The sequence below is a fragment of the Corynebacterium sp. sy039 genome, from assembly GCF_007904105.1.
Lineage (GTDB): Bacteria > Actinomycetota > Actinomycetes > Mycobacteriales > Mycobacteriaceae > Corynebacterium.
Genome location: NZ_CP042325.1, coordinates 2196441 through 2216089 on the forward strand (window position 1 = coordinate 2196441; position 19649 = coordinate 2216089).

The 19649-nt window shown below is 48.1% G+C and carries 16 protein-coding genes, 1 pseudogene and 1 riboswitch; of the genes and pseudogenes, 10 read left to right on the top strand and 7 right to left on the bottom strand.

All coding sequences use genetic code 11. From position 1 onward, the window contains the following. Positions 1-157: 157 nt before the first annotated feature. On the bottom strand, positions 158-3046 hold the full coding sequence (gene leuS, locus FQV43_RS09895; RefSeq protein ID WP_144273515.1) for a leucine--tRNA ligase: 2889 nt from the start codon (positions 3044-3046) through the stop codon (positions 158-160). 334 nt (positions 3047-3380) lie between these two features. Here leuS and FQV43_RS09900 point away from each other — a divergent pair, with 334 nt between their 5' ends. Next, positions 3381-4514 carry a TDT family transporter gene (locus FQV43_RS09900; protein WP_210415245.1) on the top strand — a complete coding sequence of 378 codons (1134 nt, stop codon included), beginning with the start codon at positions 3381-3383 and terminating at the stop codon, positions 4512-4514. A 44-nt stretch (positions 4515-4558) separates the two neighbouring features. Here the strand turns inward: FQV43_RS09900 and FQV43_RS09905 are convergent, their stop codons facing one another. The 6 genes from FQV43_RS09905 to FQV43_RS09930 form a co-directional block, all read right to left on the bottom strand. After that, the gene (locus FQV43_RS09905) at positions 4559-5365 is read right to left on the bottom strand and encodes an energy-coupling factor ABC transporter ATP-binding protein (protein ID WP_146340277.1); all 807 of its coding nucleotides are present in this window, start codon (positions 5363-5365) and stop codon (positions 4559-4561) included. A gap of 18 nt (positions 5366-5383) precedes the next feature. Beyond that, on the bottom strand, positions 5384-6103 hold the full coding sequence (cbiQ, locus tag FQV43_RS09910; protein ID WP_168195093.1) for a cobalt ECF transporter T component CbiQ: 720 nt from the start codon (positions 6101-6103) through the stop codon (positions 5384-5386). A gap of 5 nt (positions 6104-6108) precedes the next feature. Next, positions 6109-6441 (bottom strand): energy-coupling factor ABC transporter substrate-binding protein, encoded by a 333-nt coding sequence (locus FQV43_RS09915; protein ID WP_144273518.1) that lies wholly within the window; start codon positions 6439-6441, stop codon positions 6109-6111. After that, a complete protein-coding gene (locus FQV43_RS09920; protein WP_144273519.1) occupies positions 6441-7151 on the bottom strand; it encodes an energy-coupling factor ABC transporter permease in 711 nt (236 codons plus the stop codon). Before FQV43_RS09920 ends, FQV43_RS09915 begins: the two co-directional genes overlap by 1 nt. A 41-nt stretch (positions 7152-7192) precedes the next feature. Next, a riboswitch (cobalamin riboswitch) is annotated at positions 7193-7424 on the bottom strand. A 60-nt stretch (positions 7425-7484) separates the two neighbouring features. Beyond that, positions 7485-8981 (bottom strand): DUF1846 domain-containing protein, encoded by a 1497-nt coding sequence (locus tag FQV43_RS09925; RefSeq protein ID WP_255455978.1) that lies wholly within the window; start codon positions 8979-8981, stop codon positions 7485-7487. Between the two features lie 94 nt (positions 8982-9075). Beyond that, positions 9076-10311: a dicarboxylate/amino acid:cation symporter gene (locus tag FQV43_RS09930; RefSeq protein ID WP_144273520.1), complete on the bottom strand. Its 1236-nt coding sequence runs from the start codon at positions 10309-10311 to the stop codon at positions 9076-9078. 121 nt (positions 10312-10432) lie between these two features. On the opposite strand from FQV43_RS09930, the gene FQV43_RS09935 reads away from it, so the two are divergent. The 9 genes and pseudogenes from FQV43_RS09935 to FQV43_RS09975 all read left to right on the top strand — a co-directional run bounded on the left by FQV43_RS09935 (position 10433) and on the right by FQV43_RS09975 (position 19589). After that, positions 10433-10960, top strand: coding sequence for an SdpI family protein (locus FQV43_RS09935; RefSeq protein ID WP_146340281.1), 528 nt, complete (start codon positions 10433-10435; stop codon positions 10958-10960). A 255-nt stretch (positions 10961-11215) separates the two neighbouring features. Further along, positions 11216-12811, top strand: coding sequence for an anthranilate synthase component 1 (locus tag FQV43_RS09940; protein ID WP_146340284.1), 1596 nt, complete (start codon positions 11216-11218; stop codon positions 12809-12811). Beyond that, the gene (locus tag FQV43_RS09945) at positions 12804-13481 is read left to right on the top strand and encodes a gamma-glutamyl-gamma-aminobutyrate hydrolase family protein (RefSeq protein ID WP_146340286.1); all 678 of its coding nucleotides are present in this window, start codon (positions 12804-12806) and stop codon (positions 13479-13481) included. The genes FQV43_RS09940 and FQV43_RS09945 overlap by 8 nt, the downstream gene beginning before the upstream one ends. Before the next feature lie 18 nt (positions 13482-13499). After that, on the top strand, positions 13500-14540 hold the full coding sequence (gene trpD, locus FQV43_RS09950; RefSeq protein WP_146340288.1) for an anthranilate phosphoribosyltransferase: 1041 nt from the start codon (positions 13500-13502) through the stop codon (positions 14538-14540). Then, positions 14533-15957: pseudogene (gene trpCF / locus FQV43_RS09955) on the top strand (bifunctional indole-3-glycerol-phosphate synthase TrpC/phosphoribosylanthranilate isomerase TrpF); the annotation flags it as partial. The gene trpD and the pseudogene trpCF, both read left to right, overlap by 8 nt. 36 nt (positions 15958-15993) lie before the next feature. Next, positions 15994-17232, top strand: a complete 1239-nt coding sequence (trpB, locus tag FQV43_RS09960; protein ID WP_144273526.1) for a tryptophan synthase subunit beta — start codon at positions 15994-15996, stop codon at positions 17230-17232. Next, entirely contained in the window at positions 17229-18074 is an 846-nt protein-coding gene (trpA, locus tag FQV43_RS09965) for a tryptophan synthase subunit alpha (protein WP_146340290.1), read from the top strand. The genes trpB and trpA overlap by 4 nt, the downstream gene beginning before the upstream one ends. A 103-nt stretch (positions 18075-18177) precedes the next feature. Then, positions 18178-18582, top strand: coding sequence for a Rieske (2Fe-2S) protein (locus FQV43_RS09970; RefSeq protein WP_144273528.1), 405 nt, complete (start codon positions 18178-18180; stop codon positions 18580-18582). A gap of 47 nt (positions 18583-18629) precedes the next feature. Next, positions 18630-19589 (top strand): bile acid:sodium symporter family protein, encoded by a 960-nt coding sequence (locus FQV43_RS09975; RefSeq protein WP_146340552.1) that lies wholly within the window; start codon positions 18630-18632, stop codon positions 19587-19589. Positions 19590-19649 lie beyond the last annotated feature (60 nt).

Here is a 19649-nt window from a genome sequence, read left to right on the forward strand (position 1 = left end):
TAAGCCTAGGATCTCTGAGTAAAACTTATGTGAATACTGTGTGCATTCTTGTAGAAATATCCTTGCAAAAATTATCTTGCACGGTACTCAGAAAATTGTGAGGCACCAAGCTCAATGCCTAGCGCCTCACATCCAGTGTCTCAAGGGTTCCACGGGGTTATTTGACCACAAAGTTAATCATGCGTCCTGGCACCACAATGCTCTTAATGAGTTGCTTACCTGAGATTTGCGCCTGCACACTCTCATTATCGAGTGCTACCTGGGCAATCTGCTCTTGGGTGGCATCAGCCGGAACCATGACTCGTGCTCGAACTTTTCCATTGATCTGCACAGGTAGTTCAATTTCATCATCCTTGAGCCAGCGTTGTTCATGCGTCGGGAAGGCTTGGAATGTGATGGTGTCTTGGTGGCCAATTCGTTGCCATAATTCTTCAGCAATATGTGGCGCAATAGGAGCAACCATGATGATCAGTGGTTCTACTGCAGCGCGTGGTACCCCATGTGGATAGGTTTTGGTGAGGTAATTGACGTACTCAATTTCCTTTGCTACCACGGTGTTTATCCGCAAGTTGTCATAGTCGTCACGAATACCAGCAATACTGCGGTGCAGTGCTTTATTGTCTTGGTCGCTTAGTTCAGCGTCGATAAGCGTGGTATTGCCAGTATTTTCATCAACAACAAGACGCCAGAGTCGTTGTAGGAATCGTTGCGCACCGACGACGTCTTTTGTCGCCCACGGGCGAGAGGTATCCAATGGTCCCATTGCCATCTCATAAACGCGCAGGGTATCAGCACCAAAGTCACGACAAATGTCGTCGGGAGCAACGGCATTCTTGAGCGATTTACCCATTTTTCCATATTCTTGGCTGACCTGTTCGCCCTGATAGTAGAAGGCACCGTCTTTTTCTTCTACCTCTGCTGCCGGCACATAGACACCCCGAGCATCAGTGTAGGCATAGGCTTGGATATAGCCTTGGTTATACAGACGTCGATAAGGTTCCCTTGAGCTAACAAACCCTAGGTCAAAGAGCACTTTATGCCAAAAACGTGCATAAAGCAGGTGCAATACAGCGTGCTCGACACCACCAACATAGAGATCTACACCACCTGGATCATTGCTGCCGTATTTCTCTGGCTGCGGACCAGTCCAATAGCGCTCATTGTCAATGTCACAGAACTTCTCTGAGTTATGTGGATCAATATAACGCAATTGGTACCAAGAAGACCCTGCCCATTGGGGCATGACATTGGTATCACGTGTGTATTTTTTCAGACCGTCACCAAGATCAAGCTCCACATTGACCCATTCTTCTGCCTTTGCTAGTGGTGGCTGTGGTTCAGAATCTGCGTCCTCGGGATCGAAAGATACTGGTTTATAGTCGGCAACCTCAGGCAATTCGATTGGCAACATCGACTCAGGTAGCGCGTGTGCTAAACCATGCTCGTCATAGACGATAGGGAAGGGCTCTCCCCAATAGCGTTGGCGAGCAAAGAGCCAATCGCGCAATTTATATTGGATTTTTTCCTCACCATAGTCGTGAGCCACTAACCAATCGATTACCTTGGCAATGGCTTGGGTCTTATCCAAACCGTTGATGTCGAGTCCACGTTCATTGGCAGAGTTAATGTGGGCATTATCGTCGATAAATGCTTGTTGAGAAATGTCACCTTCTACCACGGGGGTAATAGGCAAGCCGAACTCTTGGGCAAATTCATAATCACGCTGGTCATGGGCAGGAACTGCCATCACTGCACCAGTGCCGTAGCCGAGCAACACGTAGTCACTGATAAATACTGGAATCTCTTTGCCATTAACGGGATTTACGGCGTGAACACCCAGGTAGACACCGGTTTTTTCTTTATTCTCCTGGCGCTCAACATCACTTTTAGCAGCAATAGCTTTGCGATACTGAGCCACAGCAGCACGGGGATTGTCCTGTCCAAAAGTCCAGCGTGCATCACAATCGGCATAGGCTGAGTCGGTATTCGCCGCAGCCAATAGCTCATCAACTAATTCATGCTCTGGTGCAAGAACAAGGAAACTAGCCCCAAATAGGGTATCTGGTCGGGTCGTAAAAACAGTGATGTCATGTTCGAGAGCGCTAAAACGCACGTGCGCACCCCGGGAACGACCAATCCAGTTGCGCTGCATACTCTTTACCTTGTCTGACCAATCAAGATCATCAAGGTCGTCGATAAGCCGATCAGAGTATGCGGTAATACGCATCATCCATTGAGAAAGATTCTTTCTGAACACAGGGAAATTACCCCGCTCAGACCGCCCGTCGGGAGTGACCTCCTCATTGGCGAGCACTGTACCCAAACCTGGGCACCAATTAACCGTGGAATGGCTGCGATAGACCAAACGGAAACTATCGACGACTTTGCGTTGCTCAACTGGATCTAGCTCGCTATATGGCGCGCTGAACCCTTCCGGCACTGCCATCTCCCCCGACTCTAATAAGGGAATCAACTCACTAATGGGACGAGCTTTTTGCTGCTGCTTATCAAACCATGAGTTAAAAATCTGTAAGAAAATCCACTGAGTCCACTTATAAAACTCTGGATCAGTCGTGGTTACTTTACGACGACGATCATGCCCAAGACCAAGCTGGTTAAGCTGACGCTCCATGTTTTCGATATTGGTCTGCGTCGTCGTGCGTGGGTGAGTGCCTGTTTGGATTGCATATTGCTCTGCAGGCAAGCCAAAAGCATCATAACCCAAGGTATGCAATACATTTTTGCCGAGCATTCGGTTAAAACGAGCATAGACATCTGTGGCAATATACCCCAATGGGTGCCCCACATGGAGTCCAACTCCGGAAGGGTAGGGGAACATATCCTGAACGAAGAGTTTATCTTGAGCCAGCTGCTGTTTCGTTGCACCTGTGTTTTCCGCAAGATCGCCTACTGGGTTTGGCGCATTAAAAGTACCATTATCGATCCAGTATTTTTGCCATTTGCGTTCAATTTCACCAGCTATTTCTGCGGTATAACGACACTGTGGCGCAGCAGAAGTAGCAGTATTTTCTTTCGTTTCAGTCATGGGTAAATAGTTTAGTCGAGTCTTGATGGAGATGTACCAGGCACAAAGTCAAAGCCGCAATATACCGCAATATACCTTAAGCCTGTCCTTGAACTAGCCAAAGATACCCAAGCACAGCAACAGCCGCAGCAAAAGCGCGAAAACCCAAAAGAAAAATGCGCAACATGAAGGGAAAACCACATTATGCCCCTAAAATGTGGGTAAAATCTGCAGGCAATTTTAGGGATGTGCAGGGCATATAATAATTTTTATGATTACAGATTGGACTCGATATACCTCAATATAGCTACACCATAAGCTACACCTATGCAGCAGATAAGGAGTGCTTCCGGTCATGGCAACAGCTCAGCCCACTTCTAAAAAAGTATTTCGCCAAGTAGAACACAAGAGAATGCTCTTTGCGCATATCGTACCCAATTGGTACGCAAGCGTCATGGGAACGGGAATCGTCGCTAATGCTGCGGCAACATTACCGCTACAATTTCCTGGGTTACATACTTTTGGCTTTATTATGTGGCTACTCGCAGTATTGATTTTCCTTGCTGTGACTATTGCTACAACTCTGCACTGGTTTATGTTCCACGAACGTGCCTCAGCACACCACACACATCCTGTATTCCAACATTTCTATGGTGCGCTACCGATGGCGATTTTGACTATCGGAGCTGGTTTTCTTATTTACGGCAAAGAGATTTTTGGAATAACTATTGCTTCTCATATCTCCATCGCACTGTGGAGCATTGGTACCATTCTTGGCTTAGCCACTGCCATTATCGTCCCTTATTTCTGGTTTAATCGCACTGCTTCTGCCCAGCAAGCAGGAATTGAGGGGGCTTTTGGTGGTTGGCTGATGTCTATTGTGCCCCCTATGGTTTCTGCTGCACTCGGTCCTGCGCTTATTCCATACCTGCCACAAGGTCAGTGGCAAGAAACACTCCTATGGTGTTGCTATGGAATGTTCGGTATTTCGTTAATGACTGCCGTGCCTATCATTGTGCTCCTCATTGCTAAATTGGGACTCCACGGTCCAGGCCCAGTGGGAATGGTTCCCACCCTATTCATCGTGCTTGGCCCATTAGGGCAATCTGTTACCGCCGTCGGTAATATGGCGGAAAAATCGACAATTGTAGTAGATGAATCTACCGCAGAGATTTTGCAAATTTTTGGGCAAATATACGGTATGGCAGTGCTCGGTTTTGCGTTGCTCTGGACAGCAATCGCTGTGCTTATCACCTTCCATGCCGCACGCAATGGCATGAATTTCTCCCTTACTTGGTGGTCTTTTACCTTCCCAGTTGGTACGTGTGTCACCGGCTTTAGTGTTATGTCACGCCATATAGACATCGCCGTGCTCGATTTTTGGGCAGTGGTCTACTATGGCCTTCTTGTAGTGGCGTGGTTTATTGTTGCAGCACGCACCTTCCATGCGTCGATAATTACCGGTGCGCTATTGCTACCACCAAAGTAATATGCGTTTTACCGCTATGGCTAGGCAACTGGATGAAACTATGTCTAGCCTTGTGTTTTCTCAACTAAATCAGCTACCCGACGAATATCCCGCCCCAAAATTTCACTTACTCGCAATGCCCAGGGGACGGTGAGCCCAGCATGAGTGAGCAAATTTTGGTCAGCGAGAATTGTCCGAGTTTCTCCCATGCGCAACGTACCATCCGTCAAAATGGCAACACGATCGGCAATTTCATAAGCAAAATCGACGTTGTGTGTTGCAAAAATAATCGTCGTGCCGGCTTGTGCTAGCTCATCTATGAACCCACGCACTGCCTCTTGGCCTTCCGGGTCTAAGCCAGCAGTTGGCTCGTCTAATACTAATACTGCTGGTTGCATTGCTAAAGCCCCAGCGAGACTGACTCGTTTCCGCTGCCCAAAAGATAAATGGTGTGGTACGTGGTTGGCATATTCGACAAGTCCTGTACGTATCAAGGCAGATTCAACTCGCTGTGCTACCTCTTCCTCAGATAAACCCAAGTTAATGGGACCATAAGACACATCAGCGCTAACTGTTGTGGAAAAAATTTGTTCATCAGGTTCTTGGAGTACAAGCTGAATGGCTCGACGTACTCTATCGCGTCCTGCACGGTGATAACTATATGGTTGCTCGTTAAGAAATACTGTCCCGGAATCTGGTTTCCATGCCCCCGCGATAATACGGAATAATGTGGATTTACCTGCACCATTGCGTCCGAGCAACGCAATAACTTCACCCGGGTGTGCCCAAAAATTTATCGCGCGCAATACTTCGGTGTGTTCGTGGCTAAACGACACATTATCAATCCGAATAATCGGCGGGTTTTCTGGCATATTTTTGTCCTATCGCGCTCATATACTTGCAGCAATAATAAAACCAAAAAGCACACTAATGGCAATAATGCGGATCACATTTGCCTGACGTCGGGGCAGCATGACCTGCATTGCCGTTGGATCGGCGCGCAACTCCAAACCTGCGCCAAGATTGCGTGCCTTTGTAAAAGAAATCACAAAGAGCGAAGCTGCTTGAGCTGCCGCCGACTGCACCATACGCCGCTTATTACTATGCCCTAAGCGTAACGCTTGAGCTTGCCACATTGACTGCGCCGTGGTCAGCATAATACTAATCATGCGATACATGAGCATAATGACATAGCACAAGGTCTGTGGCAGCCCTATTCTACCCAGCCAAGCAATCACTTCCGCTAGGGGAGTGGTCAAGCTAAAGAGCACCACCGCCGCAGAAGCAATCACACTTCGACAAAGTAAGAGTGCTGCACGCTGTAGACCTGCGTCGATAAGCTCAATGCCATGCAGGCTCAAGCGAAATATCAGCGGCAAAACACCCAGCGCGATAAAAAAACTCAACGCACTCATGGTGGCACAGAACAGGCTCAGTGGCACCTGCGTTCTCAGTACCAATAGTCCCAGGCAGAGCGCACATAGCGGCAATGTCGGCAGCGGTGCAAGCCCAATACTTAGCACAACAAACCCAAAGAATAAAAAGGCTTTTTCCCCAACACTACGCTTTGCCCAGGGATTACGTACAGCTGCTTTTTCTAGTGGATTCACAATATCTATGTGTCTTTATGCACTTTCGACGCACTACCTGCGCGTTCTTTAGCGCGCCCCCGATACACGCCGAGTGTGTATCCCACCACGCCTGCGCCTAAGGCTGCTTGGAGTGCAAATAAGCCGGACTCTACTTCACCGGGTAGCTCACCAATAATCGACTGGAACCACGGCTGATAATCAGGAGAATACTGCGTGATAATTTCTTCTGCACCATCATCAGTACCGCCAAAGGCTTCTTCACCAGCAGAATTAGTGGAATGAATCATAAAGGGCAAAACAGCAATAACAATAATAAGCGCGATAAGCCCCAAAGATACCCATGTTGATTTTTTCATTATGCTGACACCTCTTGGTTAGGAGTAGGCTGCGCTGTCTCCTCTATGCTCTCTGATGATGTCATAACACCCAGACGGATCAACTCAGCAGCAGCGATACTCTTTAGTGCTCGGATAATCAGTACCGTAACAATAGCTTCAATAAGCGCCAATGGCAGCTGCGTGGGAGCATAGAGTGCCAAAAAGGAACCTAATGCTGAGAAGAAATTGCCACCATGATGCGCCAATGCAAGTTGGGTAGCAGTAACCATGTAGGTAGAAATATCGGCGAAAAATGCGGCACCGAAAATAGCTACTTCTATCCCGATCTTTGCTTTTCTCAGTGCCGACCAGCACGCATAGCCCACCCACGGACCAACTATTGCCATGGAAGTCACATTGGCACCCAAAGTAGTAATGCCACCGTGAGCTAGTAATAATGCCTGAAATAGCAGCACTATTGTTCCAATAAAGGCCATGACTGGGGGCTTGAATAATACTGCCCCCAGTCCAGTGCCAGTGGGGTGAGAGGAAGAACCTGTAACAGAGGGGATTTTTAATGCACTCAGAACAAAACTGAAAGCACCAGCGGCTCCTAAGAGCAATCCTGTTTCTGGTTGTTCTTTTACTTGTTTATGCACACAATAAGCACCATAGGCAACAAAAGGTGTGGCTACCGCCGTCCACCCTATTGCGTGTGAGATTGGCAAGAATCCTTCTGCAATATGCATATGCTCCAACTTTCGATCGGCACCCGAGTCCTCGCAGGTGATAACGCTATATGTGCCATAGTCGGTCTCCTGGCTTTAAGGCGATAACGCGTGAGCCTTCCCATTGCATACGCAACAGTGGCTGGCCAATACCGTGACGCGTTATGTCGCAAGTATTCAATGCTTATTGATACTTATTACCTCATACAGTGGCGAGGTCCGCTGTCGGATTCGCACCGACATTCCCGTTCACTACGACGACATCAACTATAAACCATAGTCACACTCTTATGCACCACCGGTGTACTGTAGGATCGATCAGGAAAGTGATGAGAACAAGACAAAGGTACAAGCTCAGTGCTTTTGATAGAGTGATTTTCCTTGATACTGAGCATCACTGGTCACCCATACTCCCAGATTGCGGAAAATACCTTCATCGACTGAGCCAAGGATGGTCGTCGTATGCACATCAACACCGCGAAGATTCTTAAGTTGCTCCAGTGCAGCTCGAGCATGAGGATCACTAGAAGCAGACACTGATAACGCAATGAGCACCTCGTCGGTGTGCAAACGCGGATTCACACTACCCAAATGCTTTGTTTTGAGATTCTGAATTGGCTCAATGGCAGCAGGAGAAAGCAAGTGCTGCTCATCAGGTATGCCGGCTAGATATTTCAATGAATTGAGTAACATAGCAGCGCAACATCCTAGTAGGGCAGAGGTGCGCCCTGTGATAATCGTTCCATCGGCAAGTATGGCTGCACACGCTGGTTCCTGTGTTTGCGCTGCCCGTTCACGTGCGATAGTAATAATCCGCCGCTGTTCTATACCAATATCTGCTTTTGCCATTATTTGCGCGGCACGCTCGGAGATCGCACTGCTATGCCCATATCGCACCTCATCGACGCGTGCTTTTGCATAACGACGAATAATCTCTTGCTGGCTCGCCTGCCTGCATACTTGATCATCGGTAATGCAAAAACCAGCCATATTGACTCCCATATCAGTAGGGGATTGATAAGGTGTTTTGCCGGTTAAGCGCTTAAGTAGTGACTTGAGCAGGGGAAATGCCTCAACATCGCGATTATAATTCACACTCGACGTGCCATAGGCGCTCAGATGAAAATGGTCAATGACGTTAGCGTCAGCCAAATCCACTGTTGCTGCCTCATAAGCCAGGTTGACTGGATGTTCAAGGGGGAGATTCCATATTGGAAAAGTCTCAAACTTGGCATAACCAGCGTTTATGCCACGACGATGTTCATGGTAAATCTGGCTCAAGCAGGTTGCTAATTTTCCTGAACCTGGACCTGGTGCAGTAACCACCACAAGATCACGTGTGGTGTGGGCATATTCATTGCGTCCCAAGCCTTCTTCCGACACAATATGCTCGATATTCGAGGGGTAGCCTTCAATAACACGATGACGTGCAACTTTTACCCCAAGACGGATGAGCCTTTCCCGAAATTGCGCTGCTTTGTGGTTATCCTCTTCCATTTGGGTCAGCACGACATTTTCGACCAAAAATCCACGCTCGCGGAATACATCAATGAGACGCAGCACATCATCTTCATAGCTAATATCGAGGTCAGCGCGCATTTTATTGCGCTGCAAGTCTTTGGCATTGAGGCAGATGAGAATTTCCAGCTCGTCTTTAATGCGATCGAGCATGGCGATTTTATTGTCAGGGCTAAATCCCGGGAGCACCCGAGAGGCGTGCAGATCGTCGAAAAGTTTACCACCCATTTCCAGATAGAGTTTTCCGCCAATTTCTTCACGCCGTTGTTGGATATGCTGCGATTGCATTTCAATGTATTTATCGCGGTCAAACCCTATTTTATGTGCTTGCACTACTGTCCTCTCTCTACGCGTTTCATGTGAAACCACATAAAACACAAAAATCCCGCCACCAGTTTAGCAGCGGGAGAACAAGGCTTAAGCGTACTTAATCATCAGCACCAATAGCAACTGCCAGCCCTAAATCATCTTCATCAAGTAACTCGGTGCGCTGGATATTACCCTTAGCAAACTTATCGACGACCATCGCAATGGCACCATCACCAGTAACATTGCAGGCCGTGCCAAAGGAGTCAATCGCTATATAGGCAGCAATCATCAACGCAACTTGATCTTCACTGAAGCCAAGATTTGCCGACAGCAAGCCCACCGCTGCCATGATAGCGCCACCAGGAACACCAGGAGCTGCCACCATAGTCACACCGAGCATAAGGATAAAACCGATTGCAGTACCCAAACTCAGATCCATGTTGTCCATGAAGATAATCGCAAAAGAGAAAAGCGTAATTTTCATCATGGAACCCGAAAGATGAATGGTGGCGCACAGTGGAATAACGAAACCGGCTACTGAAGCATGGACATCATTCTTACGCGCTGCTTGATAGGTAACCGGAATTGTCGCTGCTGAAGAAGAAGTACCTAGAGCAGTGAAATACGCAGGAAGCATATTCTTCAATGAACGAAATGGATTCTTACCAGCAATAGCACCTGCAATAATGAATTGGATAAGTAACAGGATAAAACTCATCACGATTGCCAATACCAGCACCTTAGAAAAGGCAATAAGCGTTGTCTTGAGATTGCCATTCATGCCCAACGACAAAAACATTCCGAAAATATAGATAGGCAGTAGTGGCACAATGAATGAGGAAATAATTTTCATGACCACTCGTCGTAAGTCTGCAACACCACCATAGAGCGTATCTGACTTTACTGCCGTCATCGCTACACCTACGGCAAAGGCAAGAATGAGCGCTGTCATCACTTCCATAGGCGCTGGAATGTCAATGGAAATATATGAGCTAAGCGCGCCTTTTTCAATATCCGCCGCCTTTATCGACTTCTGCCCAGCCAAGAGTACCGGATACAAGGAAGTAGCCACTAGCCAGGACAATAAACCAGATACCACAGCAGACCCATAGGCAATTCCTGTAGTAATGGCCAGCCACTTACCAGCTCCTCGACCAAGACCAGCAATTGCTGGGGTAATCAATGCGAAAATAAGCACTGGGATAAAAAAGCCAAGGAAGTTACTAAACAGCCCATTAAAAGTAACAAAAACCCGTGCTAGGGGCACTGGGAAGAACAGACTGCACAAGGAACCAAGAATAATTGCGAGAATAATCCGAAATAATAGCGACGAGGATAACCGCTTAATGTCCATGTCAAACCCCTTAAAGGTGGGAATAATTAACTTTGCTGTTACTATACCGAACTTTCGACGGCAACCAAGCCTTTAATCATGAATTAGCAAGACGCAACCAGCCAGCGTTAAACTAAAACTCATGAATACCGGCATTATTATCGGCACTGCCCTCAGTCTATGCTCACTTTTTCTCCTCACCATCGGTGTCTTGTCCTGGTGCAATGCATTACGCGGCAATAAGATCATTGGTATTCGGGTTCCAGAGGTAAGAAAATCTGAAGAGCTTTGGAATGCTGCTCATCATGTCGCAGGACCCATATGGGTACTGGCATCAATCAGTCTTTCCTTTGGCGGACTCATGTCATTCAATGCCCACGGGTGGGAATGGCTTTTGCCGATAGCTTTTTGCCTAATCACATTGGTGCTCATTAGTCTTGGCGCTAATTTAGGTGCTCGGACAGCCGCAATTTTGGATCAACAGCAACAACAAAGCACTGATCAAGGGTGTGATTGTGGCGGCACCTGCAGCACAGAAACAAATGCAGAACCTGCTGCTACTCCCGAGGTAGATGTGACGGCTCTGCGTCGGGCAGCGCATACTGCAGATGCTGCTGATTCAGCTCATGCAGGTGCCGAACCTGCCGCTAAACCTGTTACAGAGGGCTGAGTTTTACCCCACCTGGGGTGAAACTTGCGAAAGAACCATGCTCACAGTAGGTTTACAAAGTATGGCTTTGGTAACTAATTCACGTACATGGTGGTGGCGCGCTTAGCGGCGGGTCATGCCACAAGAATTATTACCTCATTTATTTTATGACCCGCACTGCCTGGCGCTGCGGGTCTTTTTGGATAAACCTTAAGTCCTTATAGCACCAAGCACACTGGTCATACGCATTTGCTTGAGTATCTTTAAGGAGTAAGGATGGAGATATTCGTCGAGAAGCGCTCAGTCGCTTATCACGAAGATGTAGCTGGGCTATTTGCCACCCTCGGGGGAGTAACTGCCACCGATAGCGTGTTGCTGGAGTCTAGTGATATTGATTCTAAGAAAAAAACACTCTGCATTGGCATTCTCGACGGAGCAGCTCGGGTTACCTGTGTGGGGCAGCAGGTATATGTCGAGCCATTAACCACAGCAGGCGAGCTCATTGCCCAGCGCATAGCTGAACAATTAGCTGAGTATCTCGTCGAACAGCGTAAAGACCGCACTGTGGTTTTTGCTTTCCCGCCAGCCGATGAGCTTGATGAGCGCAAGCGTTTGCAGGCTCCTAATCCCTCATGGGTACTGCGTGCTTTACAATTGGAGGCCGGGTATCAAGGCGAGTTTTTGCCGTTTCTAGGCGGCGCCTTTGCTTCGGATTATATTGAGACTTTTGAGCACTTTGCTAGCGTGCCTCCGGGGTCTAATTCTTATCCGGATTATCAATTTTTATTAGCTCAGACCTATCTGCGCGTTGATCACCTCTCTGAGCAGGCTGTTATTGAGGCAATTGGCGTAGATAAGGAACAACTCCACGCTCATCTTGATCAATTAGCCCAGCTTATCGACGATTTCCATAGTGATTATGCGCCATTGGCACACACAGAGGAAAAGGCATACGCCTATGCAGAAACCACTGACGATGAATTCTGTGCGCAAGTGCTCAAGCTCCAAGAAAATATCCGCCAGGGTGATATCTACCAGGTTGTTCCAGCGCGCACTTTCCGCATGGACTGTCCTGATGCTTTTGCGGCGTATCGGACTTTGCGCGAGACAAGCCCCAGCCCATATATGTTTTATGTGCGTGGTCATGTCCCAGCTGAGTTTGGTGAGCACATTCTCGGCAGCACAACAGCCCAGGACTTTGAGCTCTTTGGTGCTTCTCCAGAAACAAATCTGGCTTTTGATGCCCATACGCGCCAGGTTGAGCTTTATCCCGTTGCGGGTTCTATTCCCAGAGGCTTGAACCCCGATGGCACAGTTAATCACGAGCTGGATATTCGTGCTGAATTAGAGATGCGTAGTAATGCGAAAGAGATTGCTGAGCATATTATGCTTATCGACCTGGCCCGTAATGATTTAGCTCGCATTGCCCAGCCCGCTACTCGTAAAGTCGCTGAGTTTATGAAGGTGGATCGTTATTCTCGCATTATGCATTTGGTGAGTAGGGTAGTGGCTACCTTAGATACGGATTTGGATGCCCTCGACGCTTATCGCGCCTGTATGAATATGGGTACTTTGACCGGTGCACCTAAATTGCGCGCAATTGAATTGATTAGGGAGGTAGAAGGTACTCGGCGCGGTTCCTATGGCGGTGCTGTAGGTTATCTTAGCGGCAATGGTTCGATGGATACCTGCATTGTTATCCGCTCTGCCTTTGTGCGCGGCGGTACCGCTTTTGTTCAAGCAGGCGCCGGTGTGGTTCGTGATTCTGTTCCTATTAAGGAAGCATACGAGTCTTATCACAAGGCTTATGCCACATTGTCAGCTATTGCCCAGGCACAGGGGAAAAAGATTGAGGTAATCACCCATGACTAAAGATATTCACGTTGTCCTTATCGATAATCGAGATTCTTTTATCTATAATCTCGTCGATACTTTCCTTGTTGGTGGCTACCGGTGCACAGTGTTCCGTAATAATGTCACCCCTGGGCAGGTTCTTGCAGCCAAACCTGACTTGATCTGTTTATCTCCTGGACCTGGGCACCCACGTGAAGCTGGCTCCATGATGAGCATTATCGAGCATGCTTTAGGCACGGTGCCCATACTAGGTATTTGTTTAGGGTTCCAGGCGCTACTGGATCATTTTGGTGGCACCGTGGAGATGTGTGGACCTGTTCATGGCGAAACAGATTATATGAGTCTTAACCAGGCGGGAGAAGCCAGCGGCATTTTTTCTGGCTTAACCATTACTGAGCAACCAGGACAAACACATTCCGCACCTCGCGTTCCAGTAGCACGCTATCATTCTTTAGGCTGCACTCACGTCCCTCATGGCATGAGTGCCTTAGCGACGTGCCCCTCTGATATTGGTGAAGTAATTATGGCGGCGTGCACTGATAATTTTGTGCAGAACCAACAGGACTCCCAGGACTCTACCCGTGATCAGGCAGGAGCTATTGGATTGCAATTCCACCCTGAGTCCATATTGACCCCTCAAGGACCTATTATTTTGGATAGGTGTATTCAGAAATTATTGCAGCACTAGTTTAAGAAAAGAATTGTTATGACTAATCAAACCATGCTCAAGACGCTTCTTGACTATCTCGATAATCCTCAGCCCACCATCGCTCAGGCTCAAGCGGTATTCCAACCATTGACCCAAGGCGAATATGACGATATTCATATTGCAGCGTTACTCGCCACATTGCGTACTCGTGGTGAAACCTTTGCGGATATCGTCGGGGCAGCTCGTGCTTTTCTGGATGCAGCCCGACCTTTCCCCGTTTCAGGTGCGGGCATTATTGACACTGCTGGTACTGGTGGTGATGGTGCCAATACCATCAATATCACCACCGGTGCATCGCTGGTTACTGCTGCAGCTGGGTGCAAGGTAGTAAAGTGCGGTAATCGTTCAGTGAGTTCACGTTCAGGCTCTGCCGATGTGCTGGAGGAGTTGGGCATTCGTCTCGACGCGGACTCTGATCAAGCACTCAAAGAGCTTGAGGACAGCAACTTCACCTTTCTCTTTGCTCCTGCATATCATCCCGCAGTTGCCCATGTCATGCCGGTGCGTCGCGCCCTAAAACTCCCGACGATTTTCAACACTCTTGGTCCTATTTTGTCACCTGTGCGTCCTGAGCTGCAGATTATGGGCATTGCCAAGCCAGCGATGGGGCAGCTTATTGCAGAGGTGTTCCGAGAGCTTGGACGCAAACGTGCGTTGGTTATTCATGGCAGCGGCACTGATGAAATTGCTCTTCATGGCACAACCCTTTTCTGGGAGTTACATGAAGATGGTGATATTACGCATTATGAACTCTCGCCGCAGGATTTAGGGGTAGCATCTCAACCACTCAGTGCACTTGTTGGTGGTGATGCTCAAGAGAATGCACGACTTATGCGTGCCAGCTTTTCCGGTTCGGGAGCCATTGCACATCGTGATGCTCTAGCAGTTAATGCCGGAGCGATGCTCTATCTTCACGATAAGGTCGATTCTTTGGCACAAGGAACTCACTGCGCCCAGGAGCTCCTAGATTCCGGTGCAGTTGCCGAGTGGTTGGAGAGTCGTCAGAAATATAGCGTTAAGGATGGTCACCATGAGTAATTCTTTACCTACTGTGCTAGAGGATATTGTTTCTCATCGTCGTGAGCATCTTGCCGAAATACGAGCACGCATTGCTCATGTCGACGTGCAGGCATTAGAAAAATCCGATCGCAGTCTTTATGATAATCTTTGCGCTGGCGGCAGGGGAGCAGCGCATTTCATCATGGAGTGCAAATCCGCTTCCCCCTCTTTAGGGCTCATTCGTGCTGATTATCGCCCAGCAGAGATTGCCAGTATCTATTCCCGCTACGCCGCTGGCATATCAGTGTTATGCGAACCAGAGCGTTTTGGTGGCGACTACGATCATCTTGCTGCAGTACGTGCAAGTACACATTTACCAGTGCTCTGCAAGGACTTCATTATTGATGAGGTGCAAGTATATGCTGCTCGCTATTTTGGCGCCGACGCGATTCTGCTCATGCTTTCCATTCTGGATGATGAAACCTACACTCGGTTAAGCACTTTAGCGACTCACCTCGGGCTGGATATTCTTACCGAAGTCATTGACGAACACGAGGTTTCACGTGGAACGGCATTGGGTGCACAGATTTTTGGCATTAATCACCGCAATTTGCACGACCTTAGCATTGACCTGACCCGTTCTGAGCGTCTTAGCACACTCATTCCCGATAATGCCCTGGTTGTTGCAGAATCCGGCATTCGTGACGTCCATACTGTGCGCAGTATTCGCTCTCATTCTCATGGCTTCTTAGTAGGCTCACATCTCACCGGTCAGGAAGATATTGATAGCGCAGCACGAGAACTCATCTATGGCAGCAATAAAGTATGTGGCCTACAAACCCCTGCAGCAGCCAGTGCAGCACGCGCTATGGGTGCAGTTTATGGCGGACTCATTTTCCACGAACCAAGCCCACGGAGCGTTTCACATGAAACGGCAAAAAAAATTGTCACCGGCGAACCCCACTTACGCTATGTCGCCATTACGACGCTCACCAATAACTTCACCGACTTCCTTAACCAAGCACAGGAGCTCAAGCTGAGCGCACTCCAACTCCATGCACCTTATCAGGGCAGCCTCGAAGCAGAACTCAATCTCATCGACCAAGCACGCACTGCAATACGCAGCAGTGGTGCACATATAGAGTTATGGCGTGCAGTTTCTATGACTCATGCAGAGCAACCAGAAGAACTTGCCCGCAACCTTATGGAAAACGTCGATAAGCTCGTCTTGGATGCTGGAAATGGAGGCACTGGCATGAGTTTTGATTGGTCACGTATTCCTCATGAAATAAAAACCAAGAGTTTGCTTGCTGGCGGCATAGGAACCAAGAACATCGAGGAAGCTCTTAGGGTAAATTGTCTTGGTGTAGACATTAACTCTGGAGTGGAATACCCACAGACAGCTCAGAAATGGGCAGGGCAGAAGGATTCCGCTCAGCTGAGAGAAATTTTCGCAAAAAATTCGCAACTTCAACCCAAAGAAATAACAGAAATGACAGAAAAAACATTATTACCAGCATATTTTGGTGAGTTCGGCGGACAGTATGTCCCAGAATCACTCATTCCGGCGCTTGATCAATTAGAACAAGCCTTTGTCGATGCCATGAATGACGAAAGTTTCCTCACCGAACTACGCGGCTATTTCCGTGATTACCTCGGGCGCCCAACACCGCTTACCCTATGTTCTAATTTACCGCTACCAGGAAAAGGGAAGGGCTATGCACAGATTTTCCTCAAACGTGAGGATCTGGTACATGGCGGTGCACACAAGACCAACCAAGTAATTGGTCAAGCACTTCTGGCTAAGCGCATGGGCAAAAAACGCATTATCGCAGAAACCGGAGCTGGACAACACGGCACTGCAACTGCCTTAGCTTGTGCACTACTCGGACTAGAGTGTGTGATCTATATGGGCGCTACCGACGTGGCACGCCAACAACCAAATGTATATCGTATGCAACTGATGGGTGCACAGGTTGTTCCAGTCGATTCTGGTTCAGGCACACTCAAAGACGCTGTGAATGAGGCATTACGGGATTGGACTGCCACATTCCATGAGTCGCACTACTTACTTGGCACAGCGGCCGGCCCGCACCCATTTCCCACCATTGTGCGAGAGTTCCACAGAGTAATTTCCACCGAAGCAAAACAACAAATGCTAGAGCAGACGGGTGGATTACCTGACGTTGTGGTTGCCTGTGTGGGTGGTGGATCCAATGCCATTGGCATCTTCGCCGACTTTATCGACGAAGAATCCGTGGAATTAGTTGGCGCAGAACCAGGAGGTGCTGGTCTAGCCAGCGGCAAGCATGGTGCAACCATTAACAATGGTCAAATGGGTATTCTGCATGGAGCAAAAAGCTATCTCATGCGCGATGAAGAAGGACAAGTGGAAGAGTCATATTCCATCTCTGCGGGATTGGACTATCCAGGTGTCGGACCACAACATGCTTATCTCGCTGCTACTGGACGTGCACAGTATGTTGCTGTCACTGATGAGCAGGCTCTCCAGGCCTTTCAACTTCTCTCGCTAAAAGAGGGGATTATCCCTGCTCTTGAGTCAAGTCACGCTCTCGCCTATGCCCTTGACCGTGCTGCTCAGGCAGAGGAAAAAGGCGAGCACATTAGCATTCTCGTTTCGTTATCGGGTCGTGGCGACAAAGATGTGGATCACATTCGTCGCACGCTTGAACAACGCCCCGAACTCAAACTCCAGGAGATCGCCCAATGACACACAATCGCTACGCCCAACTATTTGACACCCTATCCGCAAAAAACGAAGGTGCCTTTGTACCCTTTGTCATGCTTGGCGACCCTTCTCCTGCAGAATGTCTGGAGATCATCCGCACGCTTATCGACGCAGGAGCAGACGCTTTAGAACTCGGTGTCCCTTTTTCAGATCCAGTTGCCGACGGACCAACAATCCAAAAATCACACCTGCGAGCACTTGATAATCACGCAACGATCGACTCCGCCTTAGAACTGATTAAGGTTATTCGTTCAGAAAATCCACAGCTCCCCATTGGAATGCTCATTTATGGCAATGTTCCTTTTAGTCGTGGAATCGATGCCTTCTATCAAGAGTTTGCTCAAGCTGGTGCCGATAGTATTTTGCTGCCAGACATTCCAGTGAGAGAGGCTAATGAGTTCATTAAAGCTGCTGAAGTAGCTGGTATTGCACCTATTTTTATTGCTCCTGCTGCTGCAAGTGCACAAACTCTTGAAGGAGTGGCAAGACATTCTCGCGGATATATTTATGCCATTTCACGTGATGGAGTAACTGGTACTGAGCGTGAATCACAGACCACTGGTCTAAAGGAGGTAATTGATAATATCACTCGTTATGATGGAGCACCGGTATTGCTTGGGTTTGGTATCTCTACACCAACCCATGTAGCTGATGCTATTTCCGCGGGTGCCGCTGGAGCAATCACCGGTTCTGCGATTACTGCTATTATCGAATCACACACAACTGGTACTCATCCCAACCCGGCTCATATTACCAATATGCCAGCTCTCAAAAAAGAACTCCATGAGTTTGTTTCTGCTATGAAAGCAGCGACTCGTCACTGACAAAAGATTTTTAGCAATTTTCTAGCCAGCCCTGAAGCCATTAGAATTACGTCACAGTGATGTAATTGCTTACCCATAGGAACGACTGAGATATAATGGAATCATGTCTACTCACTCCCAAAAATCTGCCACAGTTTGTTCCCGTCGCTCTTTCTTACTTGGTACCGCAACCACTTTCGCCGGCGCTCTTGCTCTGAGTGGTTGCAGCCAGGGTAGTGGTGGCAGCGGCTCCGCATCGGTTTCTGTCCAAGATGTACCCGTCGGTAGTGCGATCATTGTTGATAAGTTCATCATCGCCCAACCCACTAAAGGAGAGTACAAAGCCTATTCTGCGATATGCCCGCACGCTAATGGCATTATTACTATGGTCAACGGCAACACCGTGCGCTGCCCAAAGCATGGGTCAGAGTTCAATATCGCTGATGGCTCAGTAAGTAGCGGACCTTCTCGGGCACCACTTACCGCGGCTACACTCAAAAATGAAGGTGAAAAGCTCAGCGCCTCTTAGCTAAGAGTTTGCCTGACACCAGGGAAAATACCCTCTAGAATATGACCATGCTCCACTGGCTAAAAAAACTGGACCCACTGATTGTCATTATCCTTTCCGCGGTTCTTATCGCGATTATTTTCCCTGCTCAAGGCAGATTTGCTGAGCTATTTAGCTACGGTGTCAAGCTAAGTATTGCACTGCTGTTTTACCTCTATGGCGCGCGCTTATCCACCAGAGAAGCTCTCGACGGGCTGAAAAACTGGAAGCTACATCTTACAGTTCTCAGTTTTACTTTCGTCATTTTCCCGCTTATTGGCCTGGGACTACAACCACTAACACATCTTTTAGGGTCACAACTCTATCTTGGTATTCTTTATCTAACTCTGGTTCCATCCACGGTACAATCTTCTGTAGCATTCACTGGGATGGCCAAGGGCAATGTTGCAGGAGCTATTGTCGCAGCGTCTGTCTCTAATCTGGCTGGGGTTGTCTTGACACCATTATTGGTATTCCTATTAATGGGCAATTCCAATAATGGGGAATCCGTCAGTATAGACATTTCGGTATTCATGGACATATCACTACAACTGCTAGTTCCGTTTATTCTAGGTCAACTCACTCGCCCCTGGGTCGCCCGTTTAGCAGCAAGCAAAGCAACGAAAATTGTGGATAGGGGATCCATAGCCATGGTTGTCTATTCGGCTTTTTCTGCAGGAATGGTGGAGCATATCTGGTCAGCAATAGCACCCTGGCAAATAATCACTCTCATCATATTCTCTGTTTTACTCGTAAGTTTTATGCTATTTCTAAGCAAAAAAATCGGTGCACTGCTTCGGTTCAACAGAAAAGATACCATTGCCATTAGTTTTTGCGGCTCAAAGAAATCACTAGCGTCTGGACTACCAATTGCCGCAATTATTTTCCCAAGCACTAATCTCAGCATTTTAATTCTGCCGTTGATGATTTTCCATCAAGTGCAACTAATCATTTGTTCTTGGTTAGCCGGTCGCTATGCCCGTGAATAGGGCATGAGTAACGCAGGGCAGTTTCACGTGAAACTGCCCTTAAAAAAATCATGCGTTAAA

Coding starts and splice junctions, on each gene's coding strand:
- trpB (WP_144273526.1), top strand. CDS start 15,994: ATGACAGAAAAAACATTATTACCAGCATATTTTGGTGAGTTCGGCGGA.
- trpA (WP_146340290.1), top strand. CDS start 17,229: ATGACACACAATCGCTACGCCCAACTATTTGACACCCTATCCGCAAAA.
- FQV43_RS09915 (WP_144273518.1), bottom strand. CDS start 6,441: ATGAAAAAATCAACATGGGTATCTTTGGGGCTTATCGCGCTTATTATT.
- FQV43_RS09945 (WP_146340286.1), top strand. CDS start 12,804: ATGACTAAAGATATTCACGTTGTCCTTATCGATAATCGAGATTCTTTT.
- leuS (WP_144273515.1), bottom strand. CDS start 3,046: ATGACTGAAACGAAAGAAAATACTGCTACTTCTGCTGCGCCACAGTGT.
- FQV43_RS09940 (WP_146340284.1), top strand. CDS start 11,216: ATGGAGATATTCGTCGAGAAGCGCTCAGTCGCTTATCACGAAGATGTA.
- FQV43_RS09905 (WP_146340277.1), bottom strand. CDS start 5,365: ATGCCAGAAAACCCGCCGATTATTCGGATTGATAATGTGTCGTTTAGC.
- FQV43_RS09935 (WP_146340281.1), top strand. CDS start 10,433: ATGAATACCGGCATTATTATCGGCACTGCCCTCAGTCTATGCTCACTT.
- FQV43_RS09970 (WP_144273528.1), top strand. CDS start 18,178: ATGTCTACTCACTCCCAAAAATCTGCCACAGTTTGTTCCCGTCGCTCT.
- FQV43_RS09930 (WP_144273520.1), bottom strand. CDS start 10,311: ATGGACATTAAGCGGTTATCCTCGTCGCTATTATTTCGGATTATTCTC.
- FQV43_RS09975 (WP_146340552.1), top strand. CDS start 18,630: ATGCTCCACTGGCTAAAAAAACTGGACCCACTGATTGTCATTATCCTT.
- FQV43_RS09920 (WP_144273519.1), bottom strand. CDS start 7,151: ATGCATATTGCAGAAGGATTCTTGCCAATCTCACACGCAATAGGGTGG.
- trpD (WP_146340288.1), top strand. CDS start 13,500: ATGACTAATCAAACCATGCTCAAGACGCTTCTTGACTATCTCGATAAT.
- FQV43_RS09900 (WP_210415245.1), top strand. CDS start 3,381: ATGGCAACAGCTCAGCCCACTTCTAAAAAAGTATTTCGCCAAGTAGAA.